The following is a 12,457-nucleotide window of genomic DNA, read 5'->3' as shown; positions in this document are numbered from 1 at the left end:
CTTCACCTCACGCCTCTTATAGGTCGCTCTCATGGCCCTGTTTTTTTCACGCCCTCCTGCCCCATCTAACGACACACCAGCCCACGCTCTTGACCGGATGTTTATTCTCATCCGTACAGCCTTTATCTTGGCGCTAGTCATGCTGGCTATTTGGCTGGTTGGGGATGTCTTGGCCGTGCTCTTTGCTGCAGCCCTCATGGCTGTTGTCTTACATGGTTTGGCGCGCATGTTACGGCGGCACTTGCGGTTTATCCCCTACACCATTGCCGTTGCTTTGGTGGCCGTTGCCCTGCTCAGCTTGATTACAGGGCTCATCTGGAGCAATGGCCCAGCGATTGGGGAGCAGTTTTTAAGCCTAAAATCCGCACTGGTGGCTCAATCTGGCGATATTCACGACCACCTCTCACACTCATCCTTTGGGCGCATTATTCTAGACCATATTCCTTCAACAATCGGTGGGAATGATAAAAGCAGTAGCCTAGGCAGTTTTGGCTCTGGACTTGCGGGCTCGGTAACAGGTCTGTTGGGAAGTGCTTTCGGGTTATTGGGCACCATATTTGTTGTCCTGATGGCAGCTTTTTACTTCGCCGCCTCTCCTTCTATCTATATTAATGGCTTTCTGCGCCTTGTTCCCCCCCATCAACGCGCAACAGCCCGCAAGCTTCTTTTCGCAGCAGGCAATACTCTTTGGGCGTGGACGGCAGGACAAGCGCTAGACATGCTCGTTGTCGGGCTTCTCTCTGGACTGGGACTTTACCTCATCGGGGTACCGCTCGCTCTCGCACTTGGTGTGGTTGCTGGGCTTTGTAATTTTATTCCCTATATCGGGGCCATTTTAGGGGCTGTCCCCGCACTGCTCATTAGCCTTTCCCTTGGCACGCGCGAGGCCCTCTTTGTCGCCATCCTGTATAGTGTCATCCAGTTTTGTGAAGGAAATATCTTAGCACCCCTCATCCAGCGCCGCGCCGTTCATATGCCACCTGCGCTTGCGATCCTCTCTCAGACGGTGTTCGGCTCCATTTTAGGCGCTCCAGGGCTTGTGCTCGCCTCTCCGATCACAGCCGCTCTGTTAGTTGTCTTTGACCGCGCCCTACCACCGCTTGAAAATGCAGAGCAAACGCAGCTTGCGGTTGACGAAATTAATAATGAAGAGCTCGCCGCTCAACAGAAAGAACAAGCTGAGCAAGATAAGAAAAATGTAGGCGATACTCAGGCCAGCTCTCACACTGACATAAAAAAATAACGTCTTTCCCTCCTCCCTTGCCATTTTGCGGAAAGGGAGGAGAAGAGATAATATTACGGCGTTGGATGACTTTGCGAAGCAGGAAGAAGGGCCGCCACTTCCCCTGCCATACAAGAACGCATCCGGTAAGCTCCTTGAGGGGCTGTCTGAATCCCAACAACATCGTCACCGTGGCGGAAATGCCAAAGAGAAACAATCACCGGCAAACCCTGAGCGGTGCGTAACGTTACCACACGCTGTGCAGGCCCTGGTGTTTTTTCGCCGGACACACCCCACCCGGTCTTATGGGTTTGTACCCAATGATTAAACTGCTGAACCTCATCAGCTGTCAGCTCACGAGATTGAGGGGCGCTTTCATAGCCGGATAATGCAGGCGGCAACGGCCAAGGGCGTAAAATAGGCCACGCTGTGTACCACACCACGCTCACAGGTATGATAACGATAAGAGCAAAGCCCACAAGAAGTTTGTTATTCCGCGTCATAATATATGGGTGGCCCATTCCTTTAAAGTTGTGATGACATAATTCAGCTGGTTATTAGATAAATCCGGATGAATAGGAAGAGCGAGAACCTTTTCCCCCAGTTTTTCCGAGATCGGCAAAGCCGCACCATCATGATGCTTTGCATATGCAGGTTGCTGATGGAGTGGTTTTGGATAATACACGGCTGTCGGCACACCATGCTCTTTTAAAAAATCCTGAGCTGAATCACGCACTTTTTTAGAAGGTAGTGTCACACAGTAAATCGCCCAAGCACTGTCACTCTCCGCAACGCGTCGCGGTGCAATCACCCCCTTGGGAAGGCCTTCATCGTAGATGTGTGCAATATCAGCCCGGCGCGCAAGCTCTCGGTCAAATACCTCCATTTTAGCCAGCAAGACAGCGGCCTGTAACGTATCTAACCGTGCATTTAACCCAATACGCTGCACATCATAGCGCTGCACGCCCTCACCATGACTTCTTAAAGACCGATAAAGCGCAGCCCGTTCATCATCATTGGTAAGGATAGCACCACCATCACCGTAGCAGCCCAAGGGCTTTGACGGAAAGAAAGAGAGCGTCGTGGCTAAAGCTTCCCGTCCCAACTTGCGTCCGTGATAAGAAGCCCCAAAAGACTGGGCACAATCAGCGATAAGCGTCAGCCCATGCTGTTGAGCAAACTGATTTAACGCATCCCACGGCGCCGGCTGGCCAAACAGATCGACACCAATAATAGCCTGCGGACGATACTGGCCTGCACGCTGGACATCATGCAAGCGCTCTTCCAAGGATAAAAGAGACATTTGAAACGTCTCTTCATCACAATCCACGAAAACCGGCCGAGCCCCTAAAAGCAAGACGACTTCTGCCGTTGCGGTGTAGGTGAAAGCCGGAAGAAAAACGGCCATCCCCGGCCCAATCCCTTCGGCCATCAACACCGCAAGCAAGGCATCTGTCCCCGACGAGACTGCAACCGCATGACGCGCACCACTATACCGAGCCAATGCGCCTTCAAGTTCAGCAACTTCAGGGCCCATCACGAAACGACAATGATGAAACACCGCATCCAGACGCTGTCGAAGTCCCTCTCCTAACCGAGCCTGCTGTGCAGAAAGATCAAGAAAGGCAATATTTTTGGACATAGAACACTCCCACCGAAGCGCCTCTCTTACAATGGCGCTTCTTCCGCTCCCAATGGTCGTTTTGACACAAAATCAGGCACGGCCTCTTCTAAGAGAGCAAGAGCCTGCCTTATATGTCCATCATGACATGCTTGTTCCAGCCGATCCAGCAAGACCATAAAGGCCTCATCTTCTGGCACTTCAGGCGTAACGATCCACAAGCCTTCTGTGTCTGTTTTAAGGGGAGATTCACCCTTGTAAAATAACGTTTCTGTCAGTTTCTCGCCTTCACGCACGCCTGTAATACGAATAGCTATGTCGCGTTCAGGGCGTAATCCCGCCAAACGAATCATCTGACGTGCTAAATCCATAATCCGGACGGGCTCTCCCATATCGAGCACAAAAATACTACCGGATCGCAAGCGTTGTTCCAGCTCACTCTCATCACCCTCTGATCTATTCTGGGTTGTGCCACGCTGAGCAGCTTGCAGGACGAGCCCAACCGCTTCTGGGATCGTCATAAAATAGCGCGTCATGTCAGGATGAGTGACTGTCAGCGGCCCACCTCGTGCTAATTGCCGCTGGAAAAGGGGCACAACGGAGCCTGTTGACCCCAGCACATTACCAAACCGCACACTGACACAACGCAAACCACCCCTGCCCGCACGCGCCTGTCGGTCTAGCCGCTGCACATACATTTCAGCACAACGCTTGCTCGCCCCCATCACACTTGAAGGGTACACCGCTTTGTCCGTTGAAATAAACACCAGCGCTTCTGCGCCATAATCACGCGCGCATTCTGCCAGATAACGCGTACCAATACTGTTGGTCAGTATCCCTTCACAGGGGCTTTCCTCCACAAGAGGCACATGTTTTAAGGCAGCCGCGTGGAAAATGAGTTGAGGGCGAAATTCATCAAAAACATGCTCTAAAGATGATCGCTTTTGAATATCAGCAAGAATCTGATGTTGACGTAAATCGGAGTAACGCTCTGACAGGTCAAGGCTGATACTCCAAAGAGCATATTCATTATTATCAAGCAAAAGAATGGATGCTGGCGAAAAGGCTGCAATTTGTCGGACTAATTCACCACCAATACTTCCTCCAGCCCCCGTAACGAGCACGCTTTTCCCCTCAATGAGAGCCGCCATTTCCGCCTGACTATGTTGCGTCAGAGTGCGTGGAAAACGATTAAGTAAATCATCCACGCTGATTGGCTGAAGCAATGCTTTGGCTGTCGGCTGTACAGTTTCCAGAGCCGGCATACGCACAACACGAATATCATCATCAATCGCCGTCAGCAGCGCCATGAGCGCAGCCCCCTCTAATGCTGGGTCTGCGATAATAAGATGGGTTGGCCGCCTCCCTTGGCGCGATAACGACGCCAAAATAGACGCGATGTCGGCACTCTCACCTAAGATCGAATAGCCATGGATGCGTTGTCCTTTAAAGGCCCGCTGCGAACTCACAAGCCCTGTGATTGTATAATGTTGAGATGATCCACTCTTTAAAAGCCGGATCAGCAAATCAAGCCGTTCTTCCGACCCCAGCAGCAACACATCTTCGGATATTTTATCACACTGCTGATGGCGGCGTGTTGCACGCAACCGTACAATGACCCTCACTCCTCCCAAAGCGACAATCAACAATAAGGCATGAATAGCCGGAAACGTCGCCGTCGGTAGGCCAAAACCAGTTACCCACAACAAGAGTGCAAAAGAAGCAGCACTTAGCAGAGCCGCCATAGTGATCGTGCGCAAATCCAACACACTGCTATAGCGCCAATATTGCTGTGGCATACGCACGATAACGCCACAAATACAGAGCGTAATACCACCACCAACAATAAACCATAACGGGTGGAAAATACCGCTTGATGGGTCAGCCAGCCAACGAGCAAGCGGCGTTGCGATGGCAGAAACAAGACCATCAAGAAGCAGGTTTTTCGCAGCAAAAGACCACGGACGGCTCCAACCATGCGTCATAATAGCACGCCCCATCTATCCGTCATGGATGAGTTCTCACCAATTGCGCGCATTGTCTTCCTCTAGCCGATGACGGTGTGATCACGTATTGCTTCTCATTCAAGGGTTCTTCTAGCAGATGTTGGACAAGATCACGTGTTTTCTCTTCTTCACCTTACCCAGAATCTGAGCCTCGCACCACTTGCCGCTCTCTTACTCTGCTTCATCACGCTACGCCCGCTCATCCAGCTTGGTATTATGGATGTCCCCGTCCAACGCAGCGCGCACCATACCCCAACGCCCAAAGGAGGAGGACTGGCGATTATCGCTGCCTTCCTAGGGAGTATGGCGTTGCAAGCCTCTCTAGCACAGGCCCCCCTCACGCGCGCGCAGCTCTGCCTCATAGGGGGCGTTCTACTGTTATGTACGGTCTCATGGGTCGACGATATGCGTCCTTTCCCGGCCCGTTATAAACTCGCCGCGCAAAGTGCTGCAACAAGCCTCCTTCTTATTGGCATCATACCATCCCCCAATGCGATCATTCCGATGATCATCATGGGGCTCGTCTGCACCAATGCGCTTAATTTTATGGATGGCCTAAATGGCCTTGCTGCCGGCGTTATGTTCCTCAGCGCCGTCATAATGGCAGGCTTTGGAATTTCCCCTGCCATACTTCTTTTACTCACAAGCAGCCTTCTTGCCTTCTTGCCCTTTAACTTTCCCAAAGCCCGTATCTTCATGGGGGATGCAGGAAGCCAGCCTTGCGCCCTCATCCTCAGCTGGGGGTGGATGTCCACCCTTCCACATCACGAGCACTTGAGTGCCCTTCCCTCGCTTTTTTGGCTTTTCCCCTGCCTCATGGCCGGTATTTTCTGGGATGTCACCTTTACATTAGGCCGTCGGCTCTGCGCTGGAGAGCCTCTTGCTACCGCGCATCGCGGTCATCTTTACCAGCTCGCTGTCCGCACGGGCATTCCCAGCTCCGCAGTCACCCTATGCCATTGGGGGTTTACCCTCTGGGGTGGCGCGGCCTTTGCTTTATGTCACGGTCTCAGCTGTGTCATAGCCGTTATTGTTCCACAGCTTCTCTGGACCGTAACAATCGTGCAAAGAGCACGCACGCACCTCAGGGAGAGATGGTAAACCGCTTTAGAGCGTTAGCCGGCCCGACGGGAACGGAAAGCAGCCACATGAGAGCGTGGCTTCTTAGTTGAAGGAGCTGTTTGCTCCCCATGTCCTGCTTCACTCATGACATGACGCAGCTCGCGCAAATAAGCAGAGCCCTTTAATGTGCGCTGTACCAGCACAGAACGACGATCTAACGGATCAACCTTACGACGCGCCAGATCAAGCTCACTCAGACGATCCAAAGCCCGCGTAATAGCTGGCTTGGAGACATTTAAGATCTGTGCCAGTCCGCGTACCGTATGTGCCCCATCTTCAAGGTAACAGGTCAGGAAGACGGCAAGCTGACGCGCAGACAAGTCCGGCCCCTCACCCCGTACTGTAGCGACGATCGTGTCACGCAGCAGGGTCAGCATCTGGTCTTGTGTGTTGTAGTTCATCTCTCAATCCTTCCCATCTCAAAGGGTCTCCCCAGCATCCCCGGACATATCTCACTGAGGGAAAAACCCAATTACATGACTCTATGATGCTTCATCTGGAGCTTTTGGAACGGATGCGCAAGTATTTCCAAATTTGCATAAGAGAGTTGAATGCGTACAGCTCCCGTCTGATATACCCTTAGATTATAACTATACCGATACAAATGTCATAAAAAAGCCTTAAAGAGTGCCCTCAACGCCAATGTTTCCCCTCCTGCAGGGCGACCTGATTGGGCCACATCATTCCATCCAAATGTATCAATATGCGCCCATTTCTGCCCTTCTGGGACAAAACGCTGCAAATAAAGCGCTGCCGTAATGGCACCAGCCATTGGACGCGAGGACACATTGCTGCAATCAGCGACATCACTGTCGAGCCATGCATTATAGTCAGACCAGAGCGGCAACTGCCACAGAGGATCATGTACCTTTTTCCCTGCATTAAGCACAGATTCGGCCAGATCATCATCATTGCTAAACAACACAGGAAGATCAGGCCCCAAAGCAACACGGGCTGCTCCTGTCAGGGTTGCCGCATCAAGAAGAATATCAGGTTGCGTTTCAGAAGCTTCTGTAAGCAGGTCACACAAAACCAAACGCCCTTCTGCGTCCGTATTGCCAACTTCAACATGCAATCCTTTGCGCGTTGGCAAGACATCTCCTGGGCGCATAGCATGGCCAGAGACGCTGTTTTCCACACAGCCAAGACGCACCTCAATGTCCAGATCCGCACCCGCATCAATCAACGCGCAGGCTAAAGACAGCATCAGAGCCGCTCCGCCCATATCCTTCTTCATCTTCAGCATGGGCCCGCTTGGCTTAAGGTCATAGCCTCCGGTATCAAAGCAGACGCCTTTTCCCACCAAGGACAAGCGCTGTGCGCCCTCGCGAGCTTTCCAGCGCGCCACCACAACAGCAGGTGCCCGCTCAGAGCCAGCACCAACGGCTGAAAGACAAGGATAAGCCTGCTCCAGCGTCTCACCTGTCACGATATCGACCGCCGCACCACGGCTTTCCAACGCATAGCGTGCACGCTGTGCTAACTCTTGCGGCCCTAAAAGATTCGCTGGCGTATTGATCAGGTCACGTCCGAGCCAACAGGCCTCAGCCAAATGACGCACCTCAGATAAAACCGCTTCAGGAACGCACAGCCGTGCAGAATGTATCTTCTCTTTTTTACCAAGGCGGTAGCTATAGCTGCCTAAACAAAAGCCCAGCGCCGCATCATAAAGAACCGTTTCATGCGGCGTCCGATTCTCTAAACGCCACACACCTTCTGATAAAAGCGATGCCAACGCTCCATAGGGTAAAGGCCCGTGTTTTTTAGGAACGCAAAAAATTGCTCCGGCAACACCATCATCATCTGGAAGAAGGGTAAAGTCGCCCTCTTTACCTTTGAACCCTTGATGGCGGAAAAAATCCCCATACGTGCCGCATAGAGCCGCCAAAGTCTCTTCGTCCTGTGAACTTACAAGATAAAGAGGCCGTCTTTGCGCCTCATCGCTAAGCGGTACCAAAGGTAATGAACGCTGTTCTGTCATAAGAAACCTTTAAAACTCCAAAAAACAACCTTGCTTTTGTCGCACTCTCACCCAACCATTCCAGCCATGATGGGACATTCACACCAGACCTTACCAAATAGCTCGGCCATGCCAGCTCCGATTCATGCCGTACTCGGCCCCACTAATACGGGGAAGACCCATTATGCCCTCACACGCATGATGGCGCATAGTAGCGGCATGATCGGTTTCCCTCTCCGATTATTAGCGCGAGAGAATTACGAACGTCTCGTCAGCATAAAAGGTAAGGATTCTGTTGCGTTACTCACAGGGGAAGAAAAAATTATTCCCCCAAAAGCACGGTGGTTTTCCTGCACGGTCGAAGCCATGCCACTTGATCGAGTGGTCGATTTTGTAGGGATTGATGAAATCCAACTCGCTGCAGACCCCGACCGTGGCCATGTTTTTACAGATCGCCTGCTTCATGCACGTGGTCGAGGAGAAACGCTCTTTCTCGGTGCTGAAACCATTCGCGGCCTGCTTAAAAAGCTCATCCCCGGCATCACGATTGAAACGCGCGAACGTCTCTCTCAGCTCTCTAATCTCGGCCCCATTAATTTAACTCGTCTGCCAGCGCGCTCAGCCATTGTGGCCTTCTCTGTCACCGATGTGTACGCCATTGCTGAAGCGATTCGACAAAAACGCGGGGGCTGCGCCGTCATCATGGGCCGCCTCAGCCCACGAACACGCAACGCTCAGGTAGAGCTCTATCAAAATCGCGATGTGGACTACCTCGTTGCAACAGACGCCATCGGCATGGGCCTTAATATGGACGTCGACCATGTTGCCCTTGCCTCCCTACGCAAGTTCGACGGTCTGAACGCTCGCCCGCTTACCCCTCAAGAGGTCGCGCAGATTACCGGGCGCGCAGGCCGTGGCATGAAAGACGGCACCTTCGGCACCACAGGCACCTGCGCCCCCATGTCTGCTGAACTTATCGAAGCCGTTGAAGAGCACCGCTTCGACCCTGTTCGGCAGATTTATTGGCGGCAAACACAACTCGACTATAGTAGCCCAGAAGCCTTGCTTGAGAGCTTGATGAGCAAACCGCCTCAACCGGGGCTTGTTACCGGCCGTACCGCCTCTGACCTCGACGTTCTCACCACACTTATCCAAACGCCTGAAATCCGCCATGAGGCTCGTGGGAAACGCGCGACCTCCCTTTTATGGGAAACCTGCCAAATTCCTGACTTCCGCAAACTTGGGGATGGAAGCCATGCGCGCCTTTGCGGCCGTCTCTTTCTCGATCTCCTCCATCACGGGCGCATTCCTCCTACATGGCTTGACGGGCAGCTGCGTGGTCTCGACCGTATGGAGGGTGATATTGACACGCTCATGCACCGTCTCTCCGGTGTGCGTGTTTGCGCCTATGTCGCCGCACGCGCTGGCTGGATGCGTAATAACAGCCTTTGGCAAGAACGCAGCCGCGAGGTTGAAGACAGGCTCTCAGACACGCTTCATGAGCGTCTGACAAGCCGTTTTGTCAATAAACGTGCCACGGCTCTCCTGCGCCGCCCCACCCCTGGTGAGCATCACGATCTTCTTTATGCCGTAACGCCGCAGGATAAAATTGTCGTGGAAGGCCATGAAATTGGTCAGATCTCTGGCTTTTCTCTGCACATAACCGTCCCAACAGACCAAGCTGAAAATGCTCTCTTGCTCAAAGCAGGCAAACGCGCCCTACGTTATGCCCTGCCAGCTCGCATCCGAGCTTTTCTACGCGAAGAGAACTCCGCTTTTTCCATCACTCCAGAAGGCGTCATCACGTGGCAAGACGCACCGATTGCGCGCCTCACACGGGGGAAAGACTTTTTCCATCCTGATAGTCGCCTTCTCCCTGGAGAGTTCCAAGATGTCACCCAGATGACACGTGTCGGGAACCATGTACAAAATATTGTGCAGGCCCATATCGTCCGCCGCCTGAAACGTCTCTTCACTCTTTCGGAACAATCTGAGGATGACCCTTTCATCCGTGGGCTTATCCATCGCCTCCTTGAAGATGGAGGAATGACCACAACCCTTCCCGATGACATTAAAAACGGTATGCGCGTACGGAAACGCCTCAATAAAATGGGCATTACCATCGGATCACGCTTTATTTTCTGCGCGTTCCTTCTCAAGCCAGCTCTCATGCCATTGATGACCCTGCTTTATAATTTATGGCACGGAACAGACCTCGCAATTCCCCCAGCAGGACGTAAAACACTCCCAGCACCATCAGCAAAGGCCCTCCCAGGGTGGGTGCGTGTGGAACCGCTCATGATCCGCGCTGATACGCTTGAACATGTCTTACGACTACTGACACAGGGTCGCCAAAATGCGCGCAAACGCCCCGCCCCGCACAATCTTCCTTCCCTTTTAGGAACCAGCAAAAAACATCTTCCTGCCTTTCTGCGAAGCTTGAAGATTGCTCATCATGCACCTCAAACACTTTCGTCCACGCATTATGGCCCAGCCGCCCCTCTTATGCTGCTTGGCAAACCAAAGCGCCGTGCTTCCACATCACATCCCAAGCACCGCCTCTCTGCCAAGAAAGCACGGCGGCAGACAAAAAAGGCGTTCGAACGCCTCCAGCACTCGCCCTTTGCCGCTCTTTCTCAGTGGAAACCTGTACGTTAAAAACAAAGAATTATGACTGAACAGGATCATCAACGGCTTGATATGTGGCTTTATTATACCCGCTTAGCGAAAACACGCGCTCTTTGCGGGCAGTTCATTCGCAAGGGGCGTGTGCGCATTAACGGCCAGCACACTACTAAAGCGCATGCAAAAATTCATCTTGATGATGTGTTAACTTTTGTCTCCCCTCATCACCCCAATGATGTCTGCGTTTGGCAGGTGAAAAAGCTTGGATCACGCCGTGGCCCCGCATCTGAGGCAATGCAGCTTTATGAAACAATTCCATCATAATGTGACAATAGACTTGCCACACCCCCCTTATCTTCGGCATATCAGTGCTGAAATCTTTTATAGGGCCCCTTTGCTACGGCCTGAATAAGCAAATCGGAGACAGCAATAATGACCTATGTGGTCACAGAAAACTGCGTTCGCTGCAAGTTTATGGATTGTGTAGAGGTCTGCCCTGTCGACTGCTTCTACGCTGGTGAAAACTTCTTAGTTATTCATCCTGACGAATGCATCGATTGCGGCGTGTGCGAACCAGAATGCCCAGCTGAGGCTATCTTCCCTGACAGTGATGAACGCTCTGCCCCTTGGATGGAGATTAACGCCAAATACGCCAATATATGGCCGAATATGAGCCAAAAAGGTACCCCTCCAGCAGACAGCGAAGAGTGGAATGGCAAAACAGGCAAGATGGAGATGCTCTCTGAAGCACCTCATAAAGACTGATCTGCCGTCTTTCTGCAAAAAAAAGCCTCCCGATGCATTATCGCTCGGGAGGCTTTTTTTTATGCATTCTATCGACGCTCCAATAAACCGCCTCCAGTAGAAAACATATAAAAAGGGCCGGCAGCATATAGCTACCGGCCCTCTTACACTCCCTCAGGAATGAACGGCGCTTCTTAGCGCACCATCATATGTGCCTGGCTATTCCAGAGCACGAAGAGAGAGCCAACCACAACAATCATTACCATTGCCACGGTGACAGCGAAGGTCATAAGAATCCAACGCTGCTTAGAGCTCGTGTTCATATGCAAGAAGAACACAAGGTGAACAACGATCTGAACTACAGCAAGAATGCTGAGAACAACCAAAGCTGTCCAGTAAGAGAACGCCTTGCTCAAGACAGTCGCGAAAGACGCCACTGTCAGGATGACGGCTAGAACAAAGCCGATGACGTAGGAAGCGGCAGAGCCGTGGCTCTCCCCTTCCTGTGTAGTCGTATGGGTCTGGCTCATTACAGCACACTCCCCAGATAGACAAAGGTGAAGACGCAGATCCAGACGACATCCAAGAAGTGCCAGAATAGGCTCAAGCACGTTAATTTGGAGATCATACGGCTACCAAGCCCCTGCTTGCCTAAGATCTGAATGAAGGCGACCACCATCCAGATAAGACCACAGGTAACATGGAGACCATGCGTCCCAACCAATGTAAAGAATGCCGACAAAAATGCCGATCTGTCAGGACCTGCGCCATGAGCGATCAGATCCGTGAATTCGTTCACTTCCAAAAAGACGAAGGAGCAACCCAGCAGGAATGTAATGAACAACCAACCAAGAGTAGCTGCCTTCTTCTGAGCTTGAGCACCCAGCATGGCAAAGCCATAGGTAATGGAAGAGAACAGCAAGATAGCTGTTTCGATCTCAACATTCTTAAGATCGAAAAGCTCCTTACCGGTCGGGCCACCAGCAAACTGATGAGACAGGACTGCAAAAACGGTGAACAACGTCCCGAAGATGATGCAGTCCGTCATCAGGTAAACCCAGAAGCCGAACACGACAGGGCTTTCCTGGTGCTCATGCTCCTCGTGATGAGCTGGGGACGCGTGAGTGGTGTCATGAGACATAATAATCATCGCCTCC

General features: G+C 52.1%; 12 protein-coding genes. 5 read left to right on the top strand and 7 right to left on the bottom strand.

The features are described from left to right. Positions 1 to 31 precede the first annotated feature (31 nt). Complete coding sequence (locus tag F457_RS0101000) at positions 32 to 1,243, top strand: AI-2E family transporter (protein WP_018979265.1); 1,212 nt, start codon at positions 32 to 34, stop codon at positions 1,241 to 1,243. A gap of 53 nt (positions 1,244 to 1,296) precedes the next feature. Here F457_RS0101000 and F457_RS0100995 read toward each other — a convergent pair whose 3' ends face one another. From F457_RS0100995 to F457_RS0100985, 3 genes are read right to left on the bottom strand one after another with little or no spacing between them, the layout of a single operon-like run. Further along, a complete protein-coding gene (locus F457_RS0100995; RefSeq protein ID WP_018979264.1) occupies positions 1,297 to 1,725 on the bottom strand; it encodes a hypothetical protein in 429 nt (142 codons plus the stop codon). Further along, positions 1,722 to 2,864 carry a DegT/DnrJ/EryC1/StrS family aminotransferase gene (locus F457_RS0100990; protein ID WP_018979263.1) on the bottom strand — a complete coding sequence of 381 codons (1,143 nt, stop codon included), beginning with the start codon at positions 2,862 to 2,864 and terminating at the stop codon, positions 1,722 to 1,724. Before F457_RS0100990 ends, F457_RS0100995 begins: the two co-directional genes overlap by 4 nt. A gap of 26 nt (positions 2,865 to 2,890) precedes the next feature. Continuing rightward, positions 2,891 to 4,828, bottom strand: a complete 1,938-nt coding sequence (locus F457_RS0100985; RefSeq protein WP_169584096.1) for a polysaccharide biosynthesis protein — start codon at positions 4,826 to 4,828, stop codon at positions 2,891 to 2,893. Between the two features lie 135 nt (positions 4,829 to 4,963). On the opposite strand from F457_RS0100985, the gene F457_RS0100980 reads away from it, so the two are divergent. After that, positions 4,964 to 5,950, top strand: coding sequence for an MraY family glycosyltransferase (locus F457_RS0100980; RefSeq protein WP_018979261.1), 987 nt, complete (start codon positions 4,964 to 4,966; stop codon positions 5,948 to 5,950). A 14-nt stretch (positions 5,951 to 5,964) separates the two neighbouring features. On the opposite strand, the gene F457_RS0100975 is transcribed toward F457_RS0100980, so the two are convergent. Beyond that, positions 5,965 to 6,372: a MarR family transcriptional regulator gene (locus F457_RS0100975; RefSeq protein ID WP_018979260.1), complete on the bottom strand. Its 408-nt coding sequence runs from the start codon at positions 6,370 to 6,372 to the stop codon at positions 5,965 to 5,967. Positions 6,373 to 6,578: 206 nt separating this feature from the next. Further along, the gene (locus F457_RS0100970; protein WP_018979259.1) at positions 6,579 to 7,952 is read right to left on the bottom strand and encodes a leucyl aminopeptidase family protein; all 1,374 of its coding nucleotides are present in this window, start codon (positions 7,950 to 7,952) and stop codon (positions 6,579 to 6,581) included. A gap of 108 nt (positions 7,953 to 8,060) precedes the next feature. On the opposite strand from F457_RS0100970, the gene F457_RS0100965 reads away from it, so the two are divergent. The 3 genes from F457_RS0100965 to fdxA all read left to right on the top strand — a co-directional run bounded on the left by F457_RS0100965 (position 8,061) and on the right by fdxA (position 11,321). Next, positions 8,061 to 10,589: a helicase-related protein gene (locus F457_RS0100965; RefSeq protein WP_018979258.1), complete on the top strand. Its 2,529-nt coding sequence runs from the start codon at positions 8,061 to 8,063 to the stop codon at positions 10,587 to 10,589. A 12-nt stretch (positions 10,590 to 10,601) separates the two neighbouring features. Next, positions 10,602 to 10,880 (top strand): RNA-binding S4 domain-containing protein, encoded by a 279-nt coding sequence (locus F457_RS0100960; RefSeq protein ID WP_018979257.1) that lies wholly within the window; start codon positions 10,602 to 10,604, stop codon positions 10,878 to 10,880. Positions 10,881 to 10,988: 108 nt separating this feature from the next. Further along, on the top strand, positions 10,989 to 11,321 hold the full coding sequence (gene fdxA, locus F457_RS0100955; RefSeq protein WP_018979256.1) for a ferredoxin FdxA: 333 nt from the start codon (positions 10,989 to 10,991) through the stop codon (positions 11,319 to 11,321). A gap of 173 nt (positions 11,322 to 11,494) precedes the next feature. Here the strand turns inward: fdxA and cyoD are convergent, their stop codons facing one another. Together cyoD and cyoC are read right to left on the bottom strand one after the other, a co-directional pair. Then, positions 11,495 to 11,830, bottom strand: coding sequence for a cytochrome o ubiquinol oxidase subunit IV (cyoD, locus tag F457_RS0100950; RefSeq protein ID WP_018979255.1), 336 nt, complete (start codon positions 11,828 to 11,830; stop codon positions 11,495 to 11,497). Beyond that, positions 11,830 to 12,441, bottom strand: a complete 612-nt coding sequence (cyoC, locus tag F457_RS0100945) for a cytochrome o ubiquinol oxidase subunit III (RefSeq protein ID WP_026294062.1) — start codon at positions 12,439 to 12,441, stop codon at positions 11,830 to 11,832. The genes cyoD and cyoC overlap by 1 nt, the downstream gene beginning before the upstream one ends. Between the last annotated feature and the right edge of the window lie 16 nt (positions 12,442 to 12,457).

The sequence above is a fragment of the Saccharibacter floricola DSM 15669 genome, from assembly GCF_000378165.1.
GTDB lineage: Bacteria > Pseudomonadota > Alphaproteobacteria > Acetobacterales > Acetobacteraceae > Saccharibacter > Saccharibacter floricola.
Note: the sequence above shows the minus strand (reverse complement) of the source record. Positions and strands in the feature narration are given on the sequence as shown.